General features: G+C 65.1%; 23 protein-coding genes. 9 read left to right on the forward strand and 14 right to left on the reverse strand.

Features of this window, described 5'->3' with window-relative positions; all coding sequences use genetic code 11:
* Positions 1–332: 332 nt before the first annotated feature.
* The 5 genes from P9875_RS21125 to P9875_RS21145 form a co-directional block, all read right to left on the reverse strand.
* The gene (locus P9875_RS21125) at positions 333–872 is read right to left on the reverse strand and encodes a GNAT family N-acetyltransferase (RefSeq protein ID WP_278316523.1); all 540 of its coding nucleotides are present in this window, start codon (positions 870–872) and stop codon (positions 333–335) included.
* A 74-nt stretch (positions 873–946) separates the two neighbouring features.
* On the reverse strand, positions 947–2,821 hold the full coding sequence (gene sppA, locus P9875_RS21130) for a signal peptide peptidase SppA (RefSeq protein ID WP_278316524.1): 1,875 nt from the start codon (positions 2,819–2,821) through the stop codon (positions 947–949).
* A 75-nt stretch (positions 2,822–2,896) separates the two neighbouring features.
* Positions 2,897–4,375, reverse strand: coding sequence for a sodium:solute symporter (locus P9875_RS21135; protein WP_278316525.1), 1,479 nt, complete (start codon positions 4,373–4,375; stop codon positions 2,897–2,899).
* Positions 4,376–4,444: 69 nt separating this feature from the next.
* Complete coding sequence (locus P9875_RS21140; protein WP_278316526.1) at positions 4,445–5,662, reverse strand: YeeE/YedE family protein; 1,218 nt, start codon at positions 5,660–5,662, stop codon at positions 4,445–4,447.
* A gap of 86 nt (positions 5,663–5,748) precedes the next feature.
* Complete coding sequence (locus tag P9875_RS21145) at positions 5,749–6,960, reverse strand: MFS transporter (protein WP_278316527.1); 1,212 nt, start codon at positions 6,958–6,960, stop codon at positions 5,749–5,751.
* Between the two features lie 144 nt (positions 6,961–7,104).
* Between P9875_RS21145 and P9875_RS21150 the strand changes: the two genes are divergently transcribed.
* Positions 7,105–7,341 carry a DUF3820 family protein gene (locus P9875_RS21150; RefSeq protein WP_034749909.1) on the forward strand — a complete coding sequence of 79 codons (237 nt, stop codon included), beginning with the start codon at positions 7,105–7,107 and terminating at the stop codon, positions 7,339–7,341.
* A gap of 19 nt (positions 7,342–7,360) precedes the next feature.
* Here P9875_RS21150 and P9875_RS21155 read toward each other — a convergent pair whose 3' ends face one another.
* Positions 7,361–7,744, reverse strand: a complete 384-nt coding sequence (locus P9875_RS21155; RefSeq protein ID WP_035820452.1) for a glutaredoxin — start codon at positions 7,742–7,744, stop codon at positions 7,361–7,363.
* A 135-nt stretch (positions 7,745–7,879) separates the two neighbouring features.
* Here P9875_RS21155 and P9875_RS21160 point away from each other — a divergent pair, with 135 nt between their 5' ends.
* On the forward strand, positions 7,880–8,389 hold the full coding sequence (locus P9875_RS21160; RefSeq protein WP_278316528.1) for a hypothetical protein: 510 nt from the start codon (positions 7,880–7,882) through the stop codon (positions 8,387–8,389).
* Here P9875_RS21160 and P9875_RS21165 read toward each other — a convergent pair.
* A complete protein-coding gene (locus P9875_RS21165) occupies positions 8,386–9,048 on the reverse strand; it encodes a GNAT family N-acetyltransferase (protein ID WP_099400396.1) in 663 nt (220 codons plus the stop codon). The genes P9875_RS21160 and P9875_RS21165 overlap by 4 nt on opposite strands.
* 70 nt (positions 9,049–9,118) lie before the next feature.
* Entirely contained in the window at positions 9,119–9,607 is a 489-nt protein-coding gene (locus P9875_RS21170) for an Lrp/AsnC family transcriptional regulator (protein WP_035827813.1), read from the reverse strand.
* A gap of 77 nt (positions 9,608–9,684) precedes the next feature.
* Here P9875_RS21170 and P9875_RS21175 point away from each other — a divergent pair, with 77 nt between their 5' ends.
* Positions 9,685–10,581 carry an EamA family transporter gene (locus P9875_RS21175; protein ID WP_099400395.1) on the forward strand — a complete coding sequence of 299 codons (897 nt, stop codon included), beginning with the start codon at positions 9,685–9,687 and terminating at the stop codon, positions 10,579–10,581.
* On the opposite strand, the gene P9875_RS21180 is transcribed toward P9875_RS21175, so the two are convergent.
* Together P9875_RS21180 and P9875_RS21185 are read right to left on the reverse strand one after the other, a co-directional pair.
* Complete coding sequence (locus tag P9875_RS21180) at positions 10,559–11,860, reverse strand: ATP-binding protein (RefSeq protein ID WP_278316529.1); 1,302 nt, start codon at positions 11,858–11,860, stop codon at positions 10,559–10,561. The genes P9875_RS21175 and P9875_RS21180 overlap by 23 nt on opposite strands.
* Complete coding sequence (locus tag P9875_RS21185; RefSeq protein ID WP_035820458.1) at positions 11,857–12,534, reverse strand: response regulator transcription factor; 678 nt, start codon at positions 12,532–12,534, stop codon at positions 11,857–11,859. Before P9875_RS21185 ends, P9875_RS21180 begins: the two co-directional genes overlap by 4 nt.
* A gap of 202 nt (positions 12,535–12,736) precedes the next feature.
* Between P9875_RS21185 and P9875_RS21190 the strand changes: the two genes are divergently transcribed.
* Genes P9875_RS21190 through P9875_RS21200 form a run of 3 tightly spaced genes read left to right on the forward strand, consistent with a single transcriptional unit; the run spans position 12,737 to position 14,811 of the window.
* Positions 12,737–13,315 carry a porin family protein gene (locus P9875_RS21190; RefSeq protein ID WP_035820461.1) on the forward strand — a complete coding sequence of 193 codons (579 nt, stop codon included), beginning with the start codon at positions 12,737–12,739 and terminating at the stop codon, positions 13,313–13,315.
* Between the two features lie 9 nt (positions 13,316–13,324).
* A complete protein-coding gene (locus tag P9875_RS21195) occupies positions 13,325–14,125 on the forward strand; it encodes a MipA/OmpV family protein (RefSeq protein ID WP_099400394.1) in 801 nt (266 codons plus the stop codon).
* 5 nt (positions 14,126–14,130) lie between these two features.
* Entirely contained in the window at positions 14,131–14,811 is a 681-nt protein-coding gene (locus P9875_RS21200) for a hypothetical protein (RefSeq protein WP_035820463.1), read from the forward strand.
* Positions 14,812–14,813: 2 nt separating this feature from the next.
* Here P9875_RS21200 and P9875_RS21205 read toward each other — a convergent pair whose 3' ends face one another.
* Both P9875_RS21205 and P9875_RS21210 read right to left on the reverse strand, forming a co-directional pair.
* Positions 14,814–15,986: an MFS transporter gene (locus P9875_RS21205; RefSeq protein ID WP_423221792.1), complete on the reverse strand. Its 1,173-nt coding sequence runs from the start codon at positions 15,984–15,986 to the stop codon at positions 14,814–14,816.
* The gene (locus tag P9875_RS21210) at positions 15,983–17,089 is read right to left on the reverse strand and encodes an alpha/beta hydrolase (protein WP_278316530.1); all 1,107 of its coding nucleotides are present in this window, start codon (positions 17,087–17,089) and stop codon (positions 15,983–15,985) included. The genes P9875_RS21205 and P9875_RS21210 overlap by 4 nt, the downstream gene beginning before the upstream one ends.
* 98 nt (positions 17,090–17,187) lie before the next feature.
* On the opposite strand from P9875_RS21210, the gene P9875_RS21215 reads away from it, so the two are divergent.
* On the forward strand, positions 17,188–18,081 hold the full coding sequence (locus tag P9875_RS21215) for a LysR family transcriptional regulator (protein ID WP_278316531.1): 894 nt from the start codon (positions 17,188–17,190) through the stop codon (positions 18,079–18,081).
* On the opposite strand, the gene P9875_RS21220 is transcribed toward P9875_RS21215, so the two are convergent.
* Positions 18,069–19,289, reverse strand: a complete 1,221-nt coding sequence (locus tag P9875_RS21220) for an MFS transporter (protein WP_278316532.1) — start codon at positions 19,287–19,289, stop codon at positions 18,069–18,071. The genes P9875_RS21215 and P9875_RS21220 overlap by 13 nt on opposite strands.
* A 98-nt stretch (positions 19,290–19,387) precedes the next feature.
* On the opposite strand from P9875_RS21220, the gene P9875_RS21225 reads away from it, so the two are divergent.
* Together P9875_RS21225 and P9875_RS21230 are read left to right on the forward strand one after the other, a co-directional pair.
* Positions 19,388–20,296 carry a LysR family transcriptional regulator gene (locus P9875_RS21225; RefSeq protein WP_278316533.1) on the forward strand — a complete coding sequence of 303 codons (909 nt, stop codon included), beginning with the start codon at positions 19,388–19,390 and terminating at the stop codon, positions 20,294–20,296.
* Positions 20,297–20,351: 55 nt separating this feature from the next.
* The gene (locus P9875_RS21230; RefSeq protein WP_278316534.1) at positions 20,352–20,885 is read left to right on the forward strand and encodes a DUF4256 domain-containing protein; all 534 of its coding nucleotides are present in this window, start codon (positions 20,352–20,354) and stop codon (positions 20,883–20,885) included.
* Between the two features lie 11 nt (positions 20,886–20,896).
* Here P9875_RS21230 and P9875_RS21235 read toward each other — a convergent pair whose 3' ends face one another.
* Positions 20,897–23,053, reverse strand: a complete 2,157-nt coding sequence (locus P9875_RS21235; RefSeq protein WP_035820474.1) for a putative bifunctional diguanylate cyclase/phosphodiesterase — start codon at positions 23,051–23,053, stop codon at positions 20,897–20,899.
* Between the last annotated feature and the right edge of the window lie 3 nt (positions 23,054–23,056).

The raw sequence follows: 23,056 nt of genomic DNA on the forward strand, positions 1-23,056 counted from the left end.
ACCGTTTTTCGGGGTTGTTTCGGTAAAAAGCCGGGGGAGTCAAGAGCTGAAAATCAGCTGAAAAAACATCGCTCCCTAGCGTCAAACGACTCTAGCATAGTCATGTAACTGTTTCATTTCTACTTGAAACAATTACACACAGCCAGGCAGACCTGGGAGGATCGGGCGGGCCGGCAGGTGGGCCGCCACTGTGGGGGAACGGTGGAAAAATCAGGCTTGGCGGGCGTCGCGCCCCGGCGCCAGCGGCGCGCGGGCGACTCGCATGCAGATACAAACTCGCTACAAATCTCCCGCCAGCCGGCTTGACCTGGCGTCACGTGGGCCGTTTGCGCTTACAGCGTCATGCCGAGGATGACGTCCTGGTAGTCGGTGCGGCCCACACGGAAAGTGCGCCGGCCCACCTGCGCAAAGCCGCAGCGCGCGTAGAACGCCAGCGCATCGTGGTTTTCCGCGTACACGCCCAGCAGCACCCTCCCCGCTCCGCTGGCGCGCGCTTGGCTCAGCGCCGCCTGCATCAAACGCTGGCCCACGCGCTGGCCCTGGAAACGGTGCAGCAGGTAGATGCGCTTGATTTCCAGGTCATTCGGCCGCGGATCCGCCACCGGCAGGCTGGCGGGGCTGAGCACCAGATAGCCGACGGGTGCGCCGCCCGGCGTGGCCTCGGCCAGCCAGAGCCGCATGGCCGGCAGCGCCAGCCAGTCGCGGTACAGTTGTACGTCGTGCTGGCGCTGGCAATGGGCGATGATGTCGGCGCCATCGAGGATGCCGGCAAACGCCTCGAGAAAAGTGGCCTGCCCCACCAGCGCCAGCGCTGCTTCATCGCCCTTGGCGCAAGGGCGGATGGTGATCGCCTTGTCAGTGTCTGTATTCATGTCGCTTGGCATATTGCGCTCCTCAAGGAAAACAAGCCGGGCGAAGCCGGCTTGAGGTCATATCACTACTGCGATTACTTGCCGCCCAAGGGCACCTCGCACAGGCAGTGCGTGAGGGCCATGAACGGTTTATGTTCGCGCGTGATGCCCGACAGCCAGGAGAGGTCCTGCGCCATGCCCAGCGCCGCGTCGGCCGGCAAGCCGGTCGTGGCCAGGCCCAGCTTCACGTGTTCGCCCAGTCCCAGCGAGGCCATGGCCTTGGAGCCGAACATGCCGATCAGGCGGTCCACGTTCGACGTTTCTTGCTCCAGGTACGTCACGCGGTAGTCGGCGCCCAGATTGGCGCGCTTGGCGGCCGAGGCCAGCGCATCGCCATAGCTGCCGATGCGGTCGACCAGGTTGCGCTCTTTCGCCTGCAAGCCCGTCCAGACGCGGCCCTGCGCCACTTCATTGATCTTTTCCGGCGTCGTCTTGCGCGCCTTGGCGGCCAGATTCAGGAAGTCGCCATACACGTGGTTGATCGAGCCCTGGATCACTTGCGCAAAGCGCGGGTCGAGCGGACGCAATGGGTTGCCCGCGTCGGCCAGCCAGGTGGTCGGCGAACCGGCCGTGTGGATGCCCAGTTTTTCCACCACCTTGTCGGCCGTCGGCAGAATCGCGAACACGCCGATGGAACCGGTGATGGTGGCAGCGTCGGCGATGACTTCATCGGACGAGGTGCTGATCCAGTAGCCGCCGGAAGCGGCCACGTTGCCCATCGAGACGACCACCGGTTTGCCGGCGGCGCGCGTCAGTTCCAGTTCGCGGCGGATGAGTTCCGAGCCGAAGGCGCTGCCGCCCGGCGAATCGACGCGCAGCACGATGGCCTTGATCGATTTGTCTTCGCGTGCCTGGCGGATCAGGCGCGAGGTGGACAGGCCGCCGATGGAACCCGGTGCCGCGATGCCGTCTCCGATTTCACCGGAGGCGATCACCACGCCGACGGCGTCGCCGATGTGCACGGGACGCAAACGCGCCAGGTAATCGGTGTAGTTCACCTGGCGGAAATTCGTGCCTTCCGTGTTCTTCGCGCCGCGCGCCATCATGAACTGGCGCAGTTCGTCGCGCGTTTTCAGGCCGTCGACCAGCTTGGCGTCCAGCGACAGCTTGCCCAGGTCGCCGCCGGCGGCCGTCATCAGCGCGGGCAGCGCATCGATCGATTGCATGATGGCGCCGGCCGGCAGCTTGCGCGATTTTTCCACGTCCGTCGTGTAGGTGGTCCACAGGCCGTTGTTCAGGTAGCGGTCCGCTTCGGCCGCCGCTTCGGACGGGCCGTTGGCGATGAAAGGCTCGGCCGCGCTTTTATACGTGCCCACTTTCAGCAGGTTGACCGTCACGCCCACTTTATCGAGCGCGTCGCGGTAGTAATTGCGGTAGCGGCCAAAGCCTTCCAGCATGACGCCGCCCATCGGGTGCAGGAATACCTCGTCGGCCTTGGCCGCCACCAGGTACTGGCGCTGGTTATAGCTCGAACCCCAGGCCGTGACTTTCTTGCCCGTGGCGCGGAAGCGTTCCACGCCGGCCGCCACTTCGCGCAGCGAAGCGAGGCCGCCGCCCTGCAATTCGTCGAGCATGATCACCATCGAACCGATGTTCTTGTCCTTGGCCGCCGTGTCGAGCACCGCCAGCACGTCGCGCAGCTGCACGTTTTTCTTGACTTCGCCGCTGACATTGGCCAGCACGGCCTCGCGCACGCCGCCCGGGGTTTCCTCGACCAGCGGGCCTTGCAAGTCCAGCACCAGCGTGGTCTTTTCCGCCAGGGGCTTGGCGCCGCCGCCGAAAATGGCGATCAGGATGGCGATGACGATCAGCAGGAAAATCAGATTGATGACCGCGCGGCGGGTGGCGTCCAGCGCGCGCCAGAATGCGCCAAAACCGCGGCGTAGCGGCGGGAAGGGGTTGAGTGACATTGATGCTCCGTGAGGTTATATACCTAAAGGAAATCAATATAGCTGAAAATGGCCGCGATCGTCTTCGGATTCGTCTTATTTTGACAAGTATTCCACGCCTTGCCCGCCCTGCCCTGGCGGCGTGGAAATGAGGAACAGGCCGCCCAGCACCAGGGCGCCATTCAGGATCAGCAACTCCAGCCCGATGCGGTAATGCTCGAACAGCCGCATCTGCTCCTGCTCGATCAGCGCGCACAGCAGCGGCCCGGCCACGGCCACCAGCGGTACCCAGCGGTCGCGCACGCCGCGCTGGCTCAGCAAGCCGAAGGCAAACAAGCCCAGCAGCGGACCATAGGTATAGCTGGCCAGCTTGAGGATCACGCCGATCATGCTGGGGTCGTCCAGCCATTTGAAGGCCATGATCAGGATCAGGAACAGCGCGGCAAACCCCAGATGCACGCGGCGGCGCCAGCGCATCTGCTGCGCCGCAGTCAAATCCTGCCTGCGCTGCACGCCGAGGATGTCGATGCAGAAGGTGGACGTCAAGGCGGTGAGCGCTCCATCCACGCTGGGGAACAGGGCGGAAATGAGGGCAATGAAGAAAATCAGCTGCACCACGGCCGGGAAATGCCCGAGCACCACGGCGGGGAACAATTTATCGCCCGTGGCCGTCACGCCGGCCAGCGGCGCATACAGGTGCAGCAAGCCGCCGAGGAAGAGGAACAGCAGCAGCACGCCGGTCAGCACCACGGTCAGGCTGAGCATATTCTTTTGCGAGTCGCGCAAGGTCCGCACGGAGATGTTCTTTTGCATCATTTCCTGGTCCATGCCCGTCATGGCGATCGTGATGAACATGCCGGCCACGATGTGCTTCCAGACATAGGCAGGGCTGTCCGGGTCGACGGTGAAGATGCGCGTAAGGCCTTGCGCGCGCATGCGCTCGAGGCTGTCGACGAGGGACAGATCCATGTCGCGCAGCAAAAACACGCTGCAGATGACGAGACCGGCCAGCATGCACGCCGTTTGCAGGGTATCGGTCCAGACGATGGTCTTGACGCCCCCCTCATACGTGTACAGCAGGATCAGCAGCAGCACGACGCACGAGGTCAGCCAGAACGGCACGCCCAGGCTGTCGAGTATGGTGGCTTGCAGGATATTGACCACCAGATACAGCCGCGCCGTAGCGCCCAGCAGCCGCGACACGATGAAAAACGCCGCCCCGCTCTGGTAGGAACGCCGTCCCAGGCGCAATTCCAGATAACGGTAAATCGAGGTCAGCTGCAGCCGGTAATACAGCGGCAGCAGGATGAAGGTGATGGCCAGGTAACCGAGTACATAGCCGATCATCAGCTGGATATAACCGAAACCGTTGCTGCCCACGGCGCCGGGCACGCTGATGAAAGTCACGCCGGTGAGCGTCGTGCCCACCATGCCGAAGGCCACCAGCATCCAGTTGCTGTCCTTGTTGCCGATGAAAAAACTGTCATTGGTGGCATGGCGCGAGGTGCGCCATGCCACGCCCAGCAGGATCAGGAAATACGCGAGGACGACGGCAAACAGGGTGACTGGGGACATGAACGTTGCGCTGGCGGCAAAGGGGAACAGGGGCCGAAATATACAGCAAAGCCCCTATTCACGCCGGCATCAGCAGCCGCTGCGTTTCACGCGCTCCACTTCCAGGCCGAACCACGGACGCAAACGCGTGCCGACGACGTTGCCGAGGAAAGCGCAGACCAGCCACAGCCAGCCGTGCAAGCTGCCCGAGACGATGCCGCTGAAATAAGCGCCGATGTTGCAGCCGTAGGCCAGGCGCGCGCCATAGCCGAGCAGCAAGCCGCCGACGATGGCGGCGATCACCGAACGGCGCGGGATGCGCCACACGGGCGCATAGCGGCCGGCCAGCGCCGCCGCCAGCATGGCGCCGAGCACGATGCCGATGTCCATCACGGACGTCTTGTCTTGCGTCAACGGCGCGGCCAGCGCGGCCGCGTTGGCCTTGGTCGACCAGTAGGCCCAGCTGGCCGTGTCGATGCCGACCACGGACGCGGCCTTGGCGCCCCACAGGGCGAACGCGGACGTCACGCCCCATGGCTTGCCCGACAGCGCCAGGGTGGCGAAGTTCAGCACGACGAGAGCAACGGCGCCCGCCACCAGCGGCCACGGGCCATGCAGCCAGGGCGACGCTTGCGCGGGCCGCAGCGGCGTGGCGACGAGCTTGCCATGGCGGCGCTTTTCAACCAAGACCGTGATGCCGGCGATCAGTGCGAAGACGATCCAGTTCAGCGCCAGCGCGGGCACCAGGCCCAGGGTCGTGACGAGGGAAATCGGCTGGAGCTGCGGCAGCGCCGTCCAGAACGGCATGTGCGCCGTGCCGATCACGGAGCCGACGATGAAGGCGGCCAGGGTGATGAGCATGCGCGTGCTGCCCCCGCCCACCGTGTACAGGGTGCCGGAGGCGCAACCGCCGCCCAGCTGCATGCCGATGCCGAAGATGAAGGCGCCAAAGATGACCGAGGTGCCGGCGGGAGAGACCAGGCCCGCCACAGGCGTGCCGAACAGAGTACCGGCCGACAGCGCAGGGAAGAACAGCGCCACGCCGACGGCCAGCATCAGCATTTGCGCGCGCAAGCCGTCGCCGCGGCCGTCGGCGATGAAGACGCGCCAGGCGGACGTAAAACCGAAGGCCGCGTGATACAGGGTGATGCCGAGCAAGGCGCCCACCACATACAGCGCGGACAGCGTGGCGCCGACGGTTTGCGCCAAATACCAGGCGCCCAGCACGATGAGCAACAGGGCGACGCCCAGCGGTTTCGGATTGATGGCGGCGCGCAGGCGCAGCGGTGACGTTGCTGTATCGGACATGGGGAATATGGGCAAGAAGAAAGTAAACGCCATTCTCGCCCGTTTTGATGTTTTCTGCCAGAAACTTACTGGCAGATCAAGCTGGCTTAGTGCCCCACCGCATGGATCGACTTTTCGCCGCCAGTGCGCACGGGGATGGGATTCAAGCGATCCAGCCGGCCGCTCAAGGCCGTCAAGCCGAACGCCCCGAGCACGACGAGCGCACCGATCCAGCCCGTGTGCACGAGGCCCAGGTGTTCGACGATCAGGCCGCCGCCCCAGGCGCCGCCGGCGATGCCCAGATTAAAAGCGGCGATGTTCAGACCCGAAGCCACGTCCACGGCGCGGGGCGTGAAGTGTTCCGCTTGCTGCACGACATACACTTGCAAACCGGCCACGTTACCGAAAGCCACGGCGCCCCACAGCAGCACGGTGATGACGACGAGCACGGGATGCGGCGCCGTGAAGGTCAACAGCAGCAAAACCAACGCCAGCAGCAGGAAGATCAGTTTCAGGGCACGCACTGGGCCTTTCTTGTCGGCCAGCCTGCCGCCCCAGATATTGCCGAACGCCACGGACACGCCATACACCAGCATCACCACGCCCACGGCGCCGGCGCTGAAACCCGACACGTCTTGCAGGATCGGTGCCAGATACGTAAAGGCGATGAAAGAGCCGCCATAGCCGACGGCCGTCATGGCGTACACCAGCAACAGGCGCGGCTGGCCCAGCACCTGCACTTGCAGCAGCAGGGATGCAGGCTTGCTGTGCTTGATGGTCGACGGCACGTACAGCAGGCTGCCGACAAAGGCGACCAGGCCCAGGGCCGAGACGGCGAGGAAGGTTTCACGCCAGCCGAAATGCTGGCCGATGAAGGTACCCAGCGGCACGCCCGTCACCAGGGCCACGGTCAAGCCCGTAAACATGATGGCAATCGCGCTGGCGGCCTTGTCCTTCGGCACCAGCGAGGTGGCGATGGTCGAGCCGATGGAAAAGAACACGCCATGCGCCAGCCCCGTCAGGATGCGGGCAACGACGAGGGTTTCATAACCAGGCGACTTCCACGCCAGCAAGTTGCCCAGGGTGAACAAGACCATCAGGGACAACAGCAAGGTTTTACGGGGAATTTTGCCCGTCAGGGCAGTCAGCACGGGTGCGCCGACGGCGACGCCCAGTGCATACAGGCTGACCAGCAAGCCAGCCGACGGCAGGTTGACGCCCAGGTCGGCGGCGATGGTGGGCAACAGCCCGACGATGACAAACTCGGTGGTTCCGATGGCAAATGCGCTGAGGGTCAGCGCGAGCAAGGCAATGGGCATGGCAAACTCCGATAAATGATGTTGGCATCCAGTATCGGGGTTTTCTTTGTTTCGAAAAATACCTCGCCAGGCAGAATATAGTTGCGCACAAATCAACAATACGATGCTCTGCTACACTGGCTGCATCAACACGGGGTCACCACCATGAATTCAGAAAAACTGGCGCTGCTGGTCACGCGCGAAATGCCATATGGGAAATATCAGGGACGGCTGCTGGCCGACTTGCCGGGCCACTACCTGGGCTGGTTCGCGCGCGAGGGCTTTCCCTCGGGCGAACTGGGCAGTTTAATCGCGCTGATGTACGAACTCGATCACAACGACTTGCGCAGCTTGCTCGACCCGCTGCGCACGCGCAAGTCACCTTGGCGGCCGGGCGAGTAAGGAGAATAGAAGGCGGGTCTTAAAACTCGCGCACCTTCTTGGCCAGCATGGCGCTGAACTCGCCATTTTCCACGAGCTTGTGCAGCTCGCTGGCGCCACCGATCAGCACACCGTTGACAAAGACCATGGGAAACGTCGGCCAGCCCGTCCACATTTTCAGGGCATTGCGGCGGTGCCACTGGTTCAGATAGCTGCCGTATTGCAGGTACTGGTAGGGCGTGCCCAGCACGTCGAGGATCTTGCGCGCCTTGCGGGGAAACGGATTGAGCGCCATGCCGACCACCACCACCTGGTGCGCGGCGATGGCCGCCTGCACCTCGCGCACGATGTCCTTGTGCTTGCTGCCGATCAAGGGGCGGGCGGCGGGATGGATCTGGGCTTGGTCAAGGAGGGCGCGGGTCATGAAAATCCTGGGGTGAATGGCACGTGGCGTGCGGATCACGCATTGTGCCACGCACACGGGCCGGCGTGGGCTACACTGCGCCCCACCTCCCCTTCTCGTCAAATTCGCGTCAAATATATGCAAGCAATCCACCCCATGCCTGAATGCCGCACCCGCCGCCTGCTGGGCACTCTTCTGCTGGCGACCTGCTGTGCCAGCGCCGCTGCCGATCCCGGACTTGAAAGCGGCCTGCTCCACGCGCTGCACCTGAAAAAGGGCACGACGGACAGGGTGGGCACCTCGGGCAAGGCCATCGCCGCCTACATGCGCGAAGGCTATATCGGCAAGCGTCCCGACCAGCGCTTCGACTACACAGACTATTATTTGCTGAAGAAACCGGCCAGCTTCATGGGACATGAACTGGTGCTCATCGAGGAAGAATACATCACGCAATACATAGGCTGCTGCGTCAGCCCCGGCGCCGGCGTGACGGTGAAGGTGCGCGGCAGCACGCAAAAACTGCAAGCGTTCGCCAGTGCCCAGCGCTGCACCCTGACCGACCCCGTCGATGTACAACATGCCCTGAGCGAGGTTGCCATCAAGGCCCGGCTGCCCAAGGGCCATTACGCGTCATTGAGCTGCCGCGAACGCGATGCGCAGCCCTAGCTGCCCGATAGGGAGCACGGTATGCCAGCTTGAACGATCGTTGCCGTCGAATAGGGTGATTCGCTATGCCAGCCCAGGCTCGCATACAATTTCGCCCCATCGTCCGTTGCCACCAGCACCCGGCGCGCGCTGGCCGATCGTTGCCTGGCCGCCAGCGCGGCCATCAGCGCCCGCCCCAGACCCCGGCGCCGGTGGCCGGCCTCGGTGACGATGCGGTCAAAGACAAAGACACCGGCATATTCGACGGCATGGCCGCTGGCGGCAATACCGCCATCTTCGGCCAGAATATGCGCCGTCGTGATTTCCTGTGATGTTGCCACGTCCAGGCGGTAGCCGGCAGGCAGGTCCGGCGCCTGCAGACTGCCTTCATGGGTCATGAAATAGCCGCAGGGGCAAAGTTGCCATCGCGGCGGCAACAGCCCCAGCAATTGCTCCCCGTCGCCGCACATTTTGATGAAGATATGCGGACCGTGGATAGCGGCTGCCAGCGCGCTGATGCCTGAGCAGGGTCCCGCAAAAACGTGGCGCCGGATTTCGCCCGGCAAGTCCGTATCGACACGCCACCCGCCGTGATCGGGCACGGGCAGCGCCAAGCCGCGCGCAATGGAACGCGCCGCCAGCCAGGCGGCAAGCAGGCCGGGATCGGCCAGATTCGACATTCCTTGTTCTTCCAATTTTCATGCTCCCACATTCGTCCCTGTCCCGCTTATGCCTGGGCAAAATCTTCCCCTAGCCCAGCGGCACGTGCAAGCCCATCTTGAGGCAAGTCAAGGCCACCGAGGTGCGGTAGCGGCGGATATTGTCGTCGCCGCCGAACAAGCGTTCCGTCAGCGCCTCGTATTCGGCCATGCTGCTGGCCGTGATGATCAACAAATAATCAGCCTCGCCCGTGATCCCATAGCACTGCTGTATGGCAGGCTCGGCCATGATGCGCGCGCGCATGGCGGCCGTGCGCTGCGGGTGTTCGTCGTGCAGATGCACTTCCACCGTCAGGATCAGGGGGCGGCCCAGGCGGCTCGCGTCGAGTACGGCCACCTCGTTGCGGATCACGCCGCTCTCGCGCAGGCGGCGGATGCGCCGCTGCACGGCCGGCGCCGACAAATGCACGGCCTGGGCGATTTCGCGCTGCGAAGTTGTGTTATCGCGCTGCAGGATGTCGAGGATCGCCAGGTCGAAGGCGTCGAGGGCAATGGAGGGCGTGAGCGAAAGTTGCGTCATGAAGGTCAAATTGCAGTACAAAACTCGGAGCAGACACAATAAACTTTCACTATTCCGATATCAAGCCTTTTATCACCATGCCATTACGCCGCTATTCCTCGCTGATTCCCTTGCTGGCCATCCTCGGCTCCGTCACCTGCCTGGGACTGGGCACCTCATGGGCCAAGCACAGCCTGTTTCCGCTGGTCGGCGCCCAAGGCACGACGGCCGTGCGCGTGGGCTTTTCCGCCCTGCTGCTGTTGCTGTTCTGGCGCCCGTGGCGCTGGCAGCTGAACCGCGCCGACCTGCGCACGGTGGCCCTGTACGGCGCCGCGCTGGGCTTGACCAACCTGTGCTTCTACATGGCCTTGCGCACGATCCCGTTCGGCATCGCCGTGGCGATCGAATTCTCCGGCCCGCTGGCCGTGGCCCTGCTGGCCTCGCGCCGCCCGCTCGACTTCGTCTGGGTGGCCCTGGCCGTGGCGGGACTGGCGCTGCTGCTGCCGCTCGGCCACGACGTCAGCAACCTCGATCCCACGGGCGTGCTGTTCGCCCTGGGCGCGGCCGTCTGCTGGGCCTCGTACATCGTCTTCGGCAAGCGCGCCAGCCATTTGCATGCGGGTCACTCCGTGTCGCTGGGCCTGACCATGGCCGCGCTGGTGGTCGTGCCCGTGGGCGTGATGCACAGCGGAGCCGCCCTGCTCTCGCCCGTCGTGCTGGGCGTGGGCCTGGGCGTGGCCCTCATTTCCAGCGCCATCCCGATCTCGCTGGAAATGGTGGCCCTGAAGCGGCTGACGCCGCAGGCGTTCGGCATCATGAGCAGCATGGAACCGGCCGTGGCCGCCATGTTGGCGTACATCCTGCTCGACGAGCGCCTCGGTGCCGGGCAATGGCTGGCGATTGCCATGATCATGGCCGCGTCGATGGGCAGTTCGTACATGGCGCAGCGCCAGAGACGCGCTGCGCCGGTGCTCAGACCCGAATATAAATCGTGAAGCGGGCGCCGCCCAGCGGTGAGTCGTCGATGGCGATGGCGCCGCCGTGCAGCGCGACGGCCCTGGCGGCAATCGCCAGTCCCAGGCCGTGGCCGGCGGTCGCATGGTCCTGTTCGCGGGCCAGCCGATAGAACGGGGCAAACACCTGTTCGCGCTGGCCGGCGGGAATGCCGGGGCCATCATCCTCGATCACAATACGCAGCGCATCGCCTTCGCGCACGGCCGACAGCGCGATGCGCGCGGTGGCATATTTGGCCGCGTTGCCAAGCAGGTTGCCGATGGCGCGCGCCAGCAGGCGGGGATCGCCGCGCAATTCGCCCAGGTCATCGGCGATGCCCGCTTCCACTTGCCGCGGCAGGACGGCCGCCATGCAATCGCGCAGCAAGGGCGCCACGGCAAACGGCTGGCGCGGCAAGGCTGGCGCGTGATCGAGCTGCATCAGGCCCAGCAATTCGTTGACCAGCGTTTTCAATTCCTCGACATCGGCGCCCATGGCGTCGACGCGTCGACGCAGGGCAGGGTCAAGTCCCCCATGCCGTTCGTCCAGCAGCGCCAGGCCGAATTCCAGCCGCGCGATCGGCGTGCGCAATTCGTGCGACACCGACAGCAGCAAATGCCGGCGCGCTTCCAGCAGCGAGCCGATGCGCTCGGCCATCTCGTTGATGCGGCCAGCCAGCGGCGCGATGCTCGACGCGGGCTTGACCTGCGCCCGCGCCGCCAGGTCGCCCTGTCCGAAATCGTCGGCCATGCGCGACAGCGCGGCCAGGCTGCGCCCGTGCGCGCGCGTCCACCAGCCCAGCGGCAGCAGCAGGCACAGCGCGATGACCGCAAAGCGGATCGCCTCCATGCGCAGCGCCTGGCCAACGTCGATGGGCAGGTTTTGCGCGTGGAGCACATCGTCCTCGCTGCCGGCATAGCGTGCACCCGTGGCGTCCACGCGGCGATAGAAAGCCTTGCCGCCCACGTCCATCACGACGGCGCCCCGCAGCAGCTGCGCGCGCGCCTCGGTCGGCAGCGCCGGCAGCACGATGGACAGGGGCTGCAATTCCAGCGCGACGTCCGATACTTCGCGCACCTTGTTCAGGCGCGGCAGCCAGTCATCGGCGGGCGCCTGGTCGATGTACTGCTCCAGCAGGAATATCTGGCCGGCGGCCTGGTCGCGCGCGATGTGTTCGAGCGGATCGCCGAACAGGCGGCTGAAGGTGAAGTAAATGACGCAGCTGGCCAGCGCGATGGCCAGCACCACCAGCAGCGCGAAACGCCAGAAAAGACGGGTCATTCCCAGGCGGAGGGCGTGAGCAGATAGCCTTCGCCCCATACCGTCTTGATGCGTTCCGCGCCGCCGTCATCGAACTTGCGGCGCAAGCGCGAGATGCAGTTGTCGATGCTGCGATCGAGGCCATCGAACTCGATGCCGCGCATGCGCACGAGGATCTCGTTGCGCGACATGACCTTGCCAGCGGCGTCGGCCAGGATTGCGAACAACTTGAATTCAGCGCTGTTCATGGCGATTTCCTGCCCGCGCCAGTGCACGGCGCGGTTTTCGCGCGACACGCGCAACTGGCCGATGACGATGTCGCTGCCGCCCGCCGCGCTGCCGCGCCGCTGCAGCGCGCGCAGGCGGGCCAGCAGCACGCGGGGCTGCACCGGCTTGCTCACGTAGTCGTCGGCGCCCTGCTCCAGGCCCGATACTTCGTCGAAGGTGTCTTCGCGCGCGGTGAGTATCAGGATGGGCACGGCGCTGAGCTGGCGCAGCTGGCGGCACACCACCAGGCCATCGACGCCGGGCAAGGTCAAGTCGAGTATGACCAGGTCGGGCTGCAGGTCGCGAAAGCGCGCCACGGCCTGGTCGCCGCGCATCACCACGTCGACCGCATAGTCGTATTCATCGAGGTATTCCTTGACCAGCGCGGCAAGCCGCGCATCGTCCTCCACCAGCATTACACGTTGCATCGCCCCTCCGCGCCGCCATTTTGTCGCGTATTGTAGTGGAGCGCGGCGCACAAGTGGCATATTCGACAATCAGGTACACATTTGTACACTTTCTATACAAATGCGGCCTACAAATTAAGGACAATTCAAGGACAAACCTGGGCGGATTCCGGCACGAGGTTTGCTTAACATGGATAGCTCTTACCTCAACCGGAATCCGAACATGAAAAAAATTGTCTACAGCACCCTGTTTGCCATCGCCGCCACGTCGACGGTCCATGCCGAAGGCCTGTACTTGGGCGCCAACGTCAGCCCTTCCAGCGATGGCAAGATCGAGCGTGCCGAGGGCGGCGCGACGGCGCGGCGCGGCCCCAGCAGCAAGGCGGTGCCCTTCGGCGTCTTTGCCGGCTACGAACTGACGCCGGCCTGGGCGCTGGAAGGCGGCTATCGCGCCAGCGGCGGCGCGACCAGCTTCGACCTCGATCCCGGCTACCAGCTCAAGGTACGCAATAGTGCCGCCTACATGGCGGCGCGCGGCACGTGGCGGCTGAACGACGACTGGTCGCTGTTCGGCAAGGCTGGCGTGGCGCGCAGCCATGCCGAATTCTCCATCGCAGGCAAGAACGCGCCGCCGGGCGAGTCGGCCAGCAAGACCGGCTTGTACCTGAGCGTGGGAGCCGCCTACCAGATCGGCAAGGACGTGGCGCTGCAGCTCGAATGGGAGCACGCCCCGAAAGTCAGATACGAAGGACTCAATAGCACGATGAACCGCCTGGCGCTCGGCGTGCGCTTCGGCTTTTAAAAGGATGGCATGAACAAGTTCGCTCCCCGTTTTTTTCCCTGTTTTTCTCCCCTGCTGTTGCTGCTGGCCGCCTGCGGCCCGGCGCTGGCCGAGGAAGCGAGCACCGGCACCAGCGCGCTGATGATGCCCGATGGGAGCAGGGATATGTACGTGGGAGCGGCGCTCACGGGCAGCTCGGCGGCGGACGATGGCGCATCGCGCGGCGCCGTCCTGCGCCCGCTGCTGCAGGTCCAGTGGAGCAACGGCCTGTTCGTTTCGGCCAGCGGCGTGGCGGGCATGCACCTGTCGGCCACGCCGGGCGTGGAATACGGCCCGTTGCTGGCCGCCAGCAATGCGCGCGCTCCGGAAGACAGCCGGCGCCTGCGCGGCACGCGGCGGATCAAGGGCTCGCCCGACGTGGGCGGCTTCTACGGCTATTACCTGGGCGACCAGGCGCGCGTCACGGCTAACCTGATGCACGACACGAGCGCGCACGGCTGGCGCGGCCAGCTCGGCCTGCAAAAGACCCTGCCCTCGCTGGCGGCCCATCACACTGTGACCTTGTCGGCCGGCGTGTCCCTGGCCAGCGGCGCCGTGATGGACGAGCTGTACGCCGTCAGCGCGGCAGCCGGCGGCGCGCGCGACTACCGCCCGACCGGCGGTGTCGCGTCCGTCGACATGGGCGTCAACTGGAACTGGGCCCTGAGCAGCAAGTGGCTGCTCAACAGCGCCGTGACGGGCACGCGGCTGGGCAACGGACCGGCCCACAGTCCCTTCATCGAACGCCGTAACGTCATCACCTGGTCGAGCGGCCTCGGTTACCGGTTTTAAGCTCCATGCTCAGATCCCTGCTTCTCGCCCTGGCACTGCTGCCCGCGTTCGCCTGCGCGCAGGAAGCGGGCGACTGGATCGCCTACCGCGACGCCTACCGCCACATGATCTGGTTCGAAAAATACGGCAAGCCCAAGCAATTCCTGCAAAACCATCTGCGCCTGCGCCCGCGCGACGCCGGCGTGTCCACCGATGGCTTGCGCCTGACCTTGCACGGCAAGGGCGCGCAGCTGGCGCTGCCGCTCGATGCGCTGGGCCGGGCCGTCTTCCCGTTTTCCCGGGCCGCGTATGACGACAACGCGGAGCTGGCCTGGAACCGCAAGCCGGGCCAGATCACGTCAATCGCCTGGGTCTCCATCGTCACGCGGCCCGATGGCGTGTATGCGGCGGCCGACTTGCGCGCCGCCTGCGAACAGCTGCTCGCCTACCTGCGCTCGACGGGCGGAGCGAACGGCAAGCGCTGCGCCGGCGTGCAGTTTTCGTATGCGAGGATGGAAGCGGCGCAAGTGCGCTACCAGGGCGGCGATGGCGCGCCGGTCCCGCTGGCGGCGCAGGAAGGCCCCGCGTTTCCCGGCGACGCCGTGGCCGGTTTCCGCGTCTTCGCCTACCGTTTCAGCGCGCATCCGGACGCGGGGCAAGTCCTCACCAGCGCCACACCACTGGCCATTGCCGCGCTGCTGGAATAAGCTCACCTCAGCCGCGCCGTGCGCCAGGCCAGCAGCGCCGCCAGCACGAGCAGCGCGGCGCTGGCCGTGAAGGTAGCGCGAAAGCCGTAGCCGTCGAGCAGGATGCCGCCCACGGTGGAACCGAAGCCGATGCACAGCTGGACGACGGCCACCATCAGGCCGCCACCGGCTTCGGCGTCATCAGGCAAGGTCTGCGCCAGCCACGACCACCAGCCCGTGGGCGCGGCCGTCGCCAGCAATCCCCATAGCCCCAGCAGCACGAAGACGGGCGCCAGCTCGTCGCCGAACGCCAGCAGGGCCAGCGCGATGGCGGCCATCAGCAAGGGGATGGCGACCAGCGTGCGGTACAGGCCACGCCGCAGCGCGACGCCGATCAGCGCCGTGCCGATGAAGCCGGCCACGCCGATCGCCAGCAGCAGCATCGACAAGGTGGGCACGCCGACGCGCGTGACGTTTTCCAGGAACGGTCGCACATAGGTAAACAGCACGAACTGCCCCATGAAGAACGCGCCGACGGCCAGCATGCCCAGGGCGACCTGGCGGCGTTCGAGCAGGCGCAAGACCTGGCCGGAACGGGCCGAACGCGGCGCCGCCGGCATCGATGGCAGGCTGCACCACTGCCAGGCCAGCGCCAGCAGCGCCACCGGCGCCAGGCACAGGAAGGCGCCGCGCCAGCCGATGCTGGCGCCCAGATAGCTGCCCAGCGGCGCGGCCACCACAGTCGCCAGCGCATTGCCGCCGTTGAAGATGGCCAGCGCCCTGGGCACGCTGTGGCTGGGCACGAGGCGCATCGCCACGGCCACCGACATCGACCAGAATCCCCCCACCACAACGCCGATCAGCGCGCGCCCCGCCATGTACATCGCGTAGCTGGTGGCCAGCCCCACCACCAGCGCCGACACGCACATCAGGCCCGTCAACAGCAGCAGCAAGGTCTTGCGGTTCATCGATGCCGCCAGGGTAGCGATGGACAGGCTGGACAGCACGGCGAAGGCGCCCGAGATGGCAATGCCATAGCCAGCCAGGCCTTCGCTGACGCGCAAATCCGCCGCCATGGGCGTGAGCAGGCTGACCGGCATGAATTCGGAAGCGATCAGGGTGAACACGCACAGGGTCATGGCAAAGATGCCGCCCCAGAACGCGGGCGCCGCCGCCTCGCTGCGGACCGCGCTCATGCCGCCAGGGCGCGCTGGAAGAACGACGTCAGCTTGTCCCAGGGGATCAGGGGCACGCGGTCATACAGGTCGACGTGGCCGGCGCCGGCAACGTAATGCAGTTCCTTCGGCTCGGCGGCGCGCCGGTAGGCATCCTCGCTGAACTCCTTCGAGTGCGCCTGGTCGCCAGTGATGAACAGCAGCGGACGGGGCGAGATCGTCTCGATATCCATGAAGGGATAGAAATTCATGAACTTGACGTTGCTGCTCAGGGTGGGACGGGTGGCGCGTTCGGGCAGCTGACCGGCCGGGAGGTAGGCGCCGCGCGGCGTGCGGTAAAAGTCGTGGAATTCGCGTTCGATGGGGCCCGCGTTGGCGCTCAACTCGGGCAAGGTGCCGCTCGTGTACGCGGTGGCGCCGCCGGCAAACTCCACCTGGCGCTGGCGCGCGGCCGCGGCGATATAAGCCTGGCGCTGCGCCAGCGTTTGCGACTGGCGCAAGCCGTGGCGGCTGGCGCTGCCCATGTCGTACATGCTCACCGTGGCGACGGCCTTGATGCGCGGGTCGATCTTGGCCGCGCTGATGACAAAGCTGCCGCTGCCGCAAATGCCGATGGCGGCGATGCGTTCGCTGTCGACAAGCGCTTGTGCGCCGAGAAAATCGACGGCCGCGCTGAAATCCTCGGCGTAGATATCGGGCGAGACGGCGTTGCGCGGCCGCCCTTCGCTCTCGCCCCAGAACGACAGGTCCAGCGACAGGGCGACGAAGCCCTGCTCGGCCATTTTGGTCGCATACAGGTTCGCGCTTTGCTCCTTGACGGCGCCCATCGGGTGGCCAACGATGATGGCGGCGTGCCGGCGAGCGGGGTCCAGCTGCGTCGGCAGGAACAGATTGCCGGCAACCGTCATCTGGTACTGGTTCCGGAAGCGCACCGGCTGCACCTTCACCTTGCTGCTCTGGTAGAAATTGTCGGCGCCATCGGGCATGGCCGGCAAGGCCGGCGCGGCGGCGGCGAAAATGGGTGCGCCCAGGACGGACAGGACGCCCAGTGCCGCCATGCCCGTGCCGGCGGCCTTGACGAATTCGCGGCGGCCAGCGGTCGTTTTCATGCGTGTTGTCTTCATGCCCATGCTCCTTTAAAAGTCAGGGCACCATCTTGACGCAGGCAAGCTCTTTTGATTAGCGGGTACAATCTTGATGTAGTTATGAAAAAAATTCAGTAATGAGCCAAAACAAAATCAACGATCTGCAAGCCTTCCTCGCCGTGGCGCGGGAGCGCAGCTTTACCAGGGCCGCCGCCAGGCTGGGCATCACCGCGTCCGCGCTCAGCCATACCATCCGCACCCTGGAAGAACGGCTGGGCGTGCGACTGCTGGCGCGCACCACGCGCAACGTGGCGCCCACCGATGCGGGCGAAAAGCTCATGCTGGCCATCGCGCCCCTGTTCGAGCAGATCGCCGCCGAGGTCGAGGCGCTGGGCGCGCTGCGCGACAAGCCCAGGGGCACCATCCGCGTCACCTGCACCGACGACCATATCGAATTGCTGCTGCGGCCCATGCTGGCCGGCTTCCTGCGCGACTATCCCGACATCAGCCTGGAACTGGTGGTCGACTACGGCTTTACGAATGTGGTCGAGCAGCGCTTCGACGCCGGCATCCGCCTGGGCGAAGCCATCAGCAAGGACATGATCGCCGTGCGCATCGGCCCAGACTGGCGCCTGGCCGTGGTAGGGTCGCCCGCCTATTTCGCGCGCCATGGTGCGCCCGCAACGCCGCATGCGCTGACGGAATACGCCTGCGTGAATATCCGCCACCGGCCCGCTGGCGCCATCTACGCGTGGGAATTCGAAAAGGATGGGCAAGCCTTTGCCGTCAAGGCAGAAGGCCAGCTGGTCTTCAACAGCATCATGCACGTGCTCAATGCGGCGCTCGACGGCATCGGCCTGGCCTACGTGCCCGAGCCGCTGCTGGCGCCCTACCTGGCCGATGGCCGCCTGGTCGAAATCCTCGCCGACTGGTGCCCCACCTTCCAGGGCTACCACCTGTACTACCCGAACCGGCGCCAGGCCACGCCCGCATTTTCAGCCTTCGTGGAGGCGCTGCGCTACCGCGCCTGACTTGGGCACGCTATGGCCACATTTTTGCGCGCCAGCCAGGCCAGCGGCAATAGTGCCAGCAAGGCAGCGGCCACCCCGGCCCACGGCGACGACGCCATCATGTGGCGCGAGACCATCAGCGCACCGAGCATGGAACCGAAGGAAATGCCGAGATTGAACGCGGAAATGTTCAGGCCCGAGGCAAAATCGACGGCTTGCGGCGTGTAGCGCTCGGCCGTGGCCAGCATGCCGGCCTGCAGGGCGGGCGACAGGCCAAAGGCGAACACGCCCCAGACGAACAGCATCACCGTCATCATCCAGGGTGAACTGATGCTCAGCGCCACGCCCGCCTGCGTGACGGCCAGCAACAGCAGCATCAGGCGCAAGGCCTTTTGCCATCCCAGGTGACTGGTCAGGTAGCCGCCCGCCAGGTTGCCGGCAAAGGTGGCGATGCCGAACACGATCAGCAAGGCGCTGGCCATGGTGGCGGAAAAACCCGTCACATCCGTCAGGATGGGCGTAATGAACGTGAAGGCGGCAAAGCTGCTGCCAAAGCCAAACGTCGTCACGGCCATCATGGTGATAATGGGGCCGCTGCCCAGGGCCGCCAGCTGCGTCATGGCCTTGCCGCCCTTGCCCTGCTGCAAACCGGCCGGCAGCCAGCGCGCCATGGCGCCCAGGCCCAGCGCGGCCAGGACCACCACGGCAAAGAAGGGCAAGCGCCAGCCCATCAGGTTGCCCAGAAAACTGCCGAAGGGCACGCCGATCACCATGGCCAAGGTCAATCCCGCAAACATGACGGAAATCGCCCTGCCCGCCTGTTCCTTGCTGACCAGGCTGGCCGCCACGGTGGCGCCGATGGCAAAGTAGGTGCCGTGCGCCACGGCCGTGATGACCCGCCCCAGCAGCAACAGTTCGAACGTATGCGAAAAGGCGGCCAGCAGGTTACCGGCCAGGAACACGCTCATCAGCCCCAGCAGGGCCGCCTTGCGCGGCAGGCGCGACATCAGCAACACCAGCAGCGGCGTGCCGATGGCCAGCGCCAGCGCATACAGGCTCACCAGCGAGCCGGCCGATTCGATGGAAATCTGCAAATCTTTCGCAATGGTGGGCAGGATGCCGACGACGACGAATTCAGTGACGCCGATGGCAAAAGCGCCGACGGCCAGCGCCAGCACGCCGGGCGGCATCTTGCTGGCTTGAGGTGAAACAGGGCTTGCGGTGGTCATGGCAGTTCTCCGGCTGAGTTCAAGTCAGCCAGTGTATCGATGCAAACGCTTTTGATATAGACTCCCATAATGGAAACACCTGTGAAATGGATTCAATAATGGCCAGGCAAGACATCAACCGCGCGTTCGAGATGGCGGTGTTTGTGGCCGTGGTGGAAACGGGGGCCTTTTCCGCCGCCGCGCGCCGCCTGGCCTTGACGCCGTCCGCTGTCAGCAAGCTCGTCAATCGCCTGGAAGCGCGGCTGGGCGCCCGCTTGCTCCAGCGCAGCACGCGCCAGCTGCACACGACGCCCGAGGGCGACGCTTTCTTCGTGCAGTGCAAGCGCATCCTCGACGATATCGATGGCGCCGAGCGCGAAGCATCGCAGGGTGCGGCGCCGCGCGGACGCTTGCGCATCAACTGTTTCGTGCCGTTCGGCGTGCGCCATCTGCTGCCCATCCTGCCCGAGTTCGCGCGGCGCTATCCCGACATCGTGCTTGACGTCGTCGTCAGCGACGCCATCGTCGACTTGCTGGAAGACCGCACCGACATCGCCATCCGCACGGGCAAGTTGAAGGAATCGAACCTGGTGGCGCGCAAACTCGGCGAAGACGCGATGGTCGTGGTGGCGTCGCCCGCCTACGCGGCACGACACGGCCTGCCGCGCACGCCGCAGGATTTGTCCTCACATAATCTGCTGGCGTTCAATTTCCGCTGCCAGAACGAAACCTGGCCCTTCCTCGATGGCGCGGGCGGCACGCTGCAGGTGGCGCCGCAGGGCAATACCTGTGTCAGCGATGGCGAAAGCATGCGCCAGCTAGTGCTGGCCGGCATGGGACTGGGACGCTTTTCACGCCAGCACGTGCTGCGCGATATCGAGCGAGGCGATTTGTTCCCCGTGCTGCAGGACTACAATCCCGGCGACAGGGAACTCGTGCACGCCGTCTTCGTGGGACCGGGTTTGCAAGTACCGGCCAGGGTGCGCGTGATGCTTGATTACCTGCTGGAAAAGGTCAGGCTGGGGTGAACACACATCGCGTCTTATAATCGGCACTATCATTGAACTTCCAGTGAGGCGCACCATGCATGATGACTTGATCCACACCTTGCAAACCCGCTTCAGCCAGCACATGCACCGCCATCCGCAATGGACGTGGGACAAGGTGCTGGCGCGGCTGGACGCCGCTCCCGCCAGCCTGGCGGTATTGCAGCAAATGGAAGACACGGGCGGCGAACCGGACGTCATCGGGCACGCCGGCGACACGGGCGCCGTCACGTTTTGCGATTGCTCGGCAGAAAGTCCGCTCGGCCGGCGCAGCCTGTGTTTCGATGCGGCGGCCCTGGCCGCGCGCAAGGCCAACAAGCCGGCCGGCAGCGCCATGGCCATGGCGCAAACGATGGGAGTCACACTGCTGACGCAAACGCAGTACCGCCAGTTGCAGGATCTGGAGCCGTTCGACCGCAAAACCTCAAGCTGGATCGCGACGCCGGACAGCATCCGGGCGCTGGGCGGCGCCCTGTTTTGCGACCGGCGCTATGAGCAGGTCTTCGTCTACCACAATGGCGCCGACTCGTATTATGCGAGCCGGGGTTTCCGTGGGTTACTAACCGTCTGACAACCGCCGGCTCAGGCCAGCTCTTCCAGCCGCAACTGCCGGCCTTCGTCGAGCATCAGCTCGAACTCGGCCGCCGTCACGGCCGGGCTGAACAGATAACCTTGCAGCTGGTCGCAGCCGAGTTCGCGCAGGAAGCGCATCTGCTCGGCCGTTTCCACCCCTTCGGCGACGATTTCCTGGCGCAGCTGCTGCGCCATGGTGACGATGGCGCGGGCGATGGCGCAATCGTTTTCCTCGAACGGCAAGCCGATGACAAACGAGCGATCGATTTTCAAGGTACTGATGGGGAATTTCTTCAGGTACGCCAGGCTGGAATAGCCGGTGCCGAAGTCGTCCAGCGCCAGTGCCAGGCCCATGGCCACGAGCTGGTTCATGATGTCGATCACCTTGTCGGCGCCGCGCATCAGCAGGCTTTCCGTGATTTCCAACATGATCTGGTCGGGCCGCACGCCGTAGCGTTCCAGCACGGCCGCTATGCGCGCCGGCAACTGTTCATCGAACTGGCGCGCCGACAGGTTGACGGCGATGGCCGGCATGTGCAGGCCACGGTCTTCCCAGTTGCGGATCTGGCGGCAGGCCTCGTCCAGCACCCAGGTGCCCAGTTCCAGGATCAAACTGGTTTCCTCGGCAACGGGGATGAAGAGGCCGGGCGAGACCATGCCGCGCATCGGATGCTTCCAGCGCAGCAAGGCTTCCGCGCCGACGATGCGCCCGCTGGCCAGGCTCACTTTCGGCTGGTAATGCAATTCCAGCTCCTTGTCGCCCAGGGCCAGCCGCATTTCGCTTTCCAGGCGCAAATGCTCCTTGGCCCGGCGGTTCATGTCTTCGCGGTAAAACAGGAAGGTCGATTCGATCGTCTGCCCCGCCTTGGCCACGGCCACGTCGGCAAAACGGAACAGGGCCGGCGCTTCCAGGCCGTCTTCCGGATACACGGTGATGCCGATGCTGGCACCCACGTGCAGCGCGTGGGCATCGATATTGATCGGCGCCTCGAGCAGGTTGAGCAGCTTTTGCGCCACATTCGCCGCGTGTTCGCGCTTTTCGATATGCAGCAGGGCCACGACGAACTTGCTGTTGTCGACGCGCGCCAGGATGTCGGCGTCGCGCAGGGCGCCACGGAACAACTGGCCGATGGCGATCACCAGCTGGTCGCCCACTTCATGGCCCAGAGTGTCGCTGATGGAACCGATGCGGCTGATGTCGATGACCATCAGCGCGCCATGCGTGCCCTGGCGTTTCGCTTCGGCCAGCCCCTGGTCGACCAATTGATTGAGCAGGCAGCGGTTGGGCAAGCCCGTCAGGCTGTCGTAGTTGGCCATGCGCTGCATGCGCGCCTCGGCATCCTTGTGCACCGAGATATCGGAAAACAGGGAAAACACGTGGCTGATTTCGCCGAATTCGTCGCGCACGACGCTGATGGTGACGTCTTGCGGAAACAGTTCGCCATTCTTGCGCTTGCCGATGATTTCGCCGCGCCAGGAGCCGTGCCCGCGCATGGCGGCGCGCACCTTGGCGCGGAAATCCGGGTCGTGCACGCCCGAGCGCAGCAAATCCGGCGTGCGGCCGATGGCTTCGGCCGGCGAATAGCCTGTGATGCGGGAAAACGAACTGTTGATGGAGACGATGCGCTCTTCCGCGTCCGTGATCAGCACGGCTTGCTCGCTGTCTTCGATGATGCGCGCGTGCAACCTCACCTTGTCCACGTCGGACAGCGGCTCGCTCATGGCCGACAGGCGCACGGCCATGCCGCAGGCCTTGCCGGCCTGGTCGTGGATCACGTGGCGGTGCATGCGCAACCACGTCACCATGCCCGACTTCTTGCGCCGGCGCACATCGGTGGCCACGTCGCCCTGGGTGAAATGCAACTCCAGCACGCTCGCTTCCGCGTCGTCTTCCGGATACAAAAACAGGATGTGCTGGCCCAGCGCTTCCAGTTCGGAATAGCCGAACATCTGTTCGGCGCCATGGTTCCAGCCGATCAAAAAGCCGTCGGGATCGATTTCCAGCAAGGCGTCGGGAGGCGCCACGCGCACCACGGGGCGGCTGGCGCCGCGCAGCCGCTCCAGTTCCTCCTCCAGCCGCGCCAGGGTGGCGGCCTGCTGCGGCCCCGCCTGTTCTCGGGCATCCTGGGCCAGGCGCAGGCACAGCGCAACCTTCGCCTCAAGCATGGC

It is taken from the genome of Janthinobacterium rivuli (assembly GCF_029690045.1).
GTDB lineage: Bacteria > Pseudomonadota > Gammaproteobacteria > Burkholderiales > Burkholderiaceae_D > Janthinobacterium > Janthinobacterium rivuli.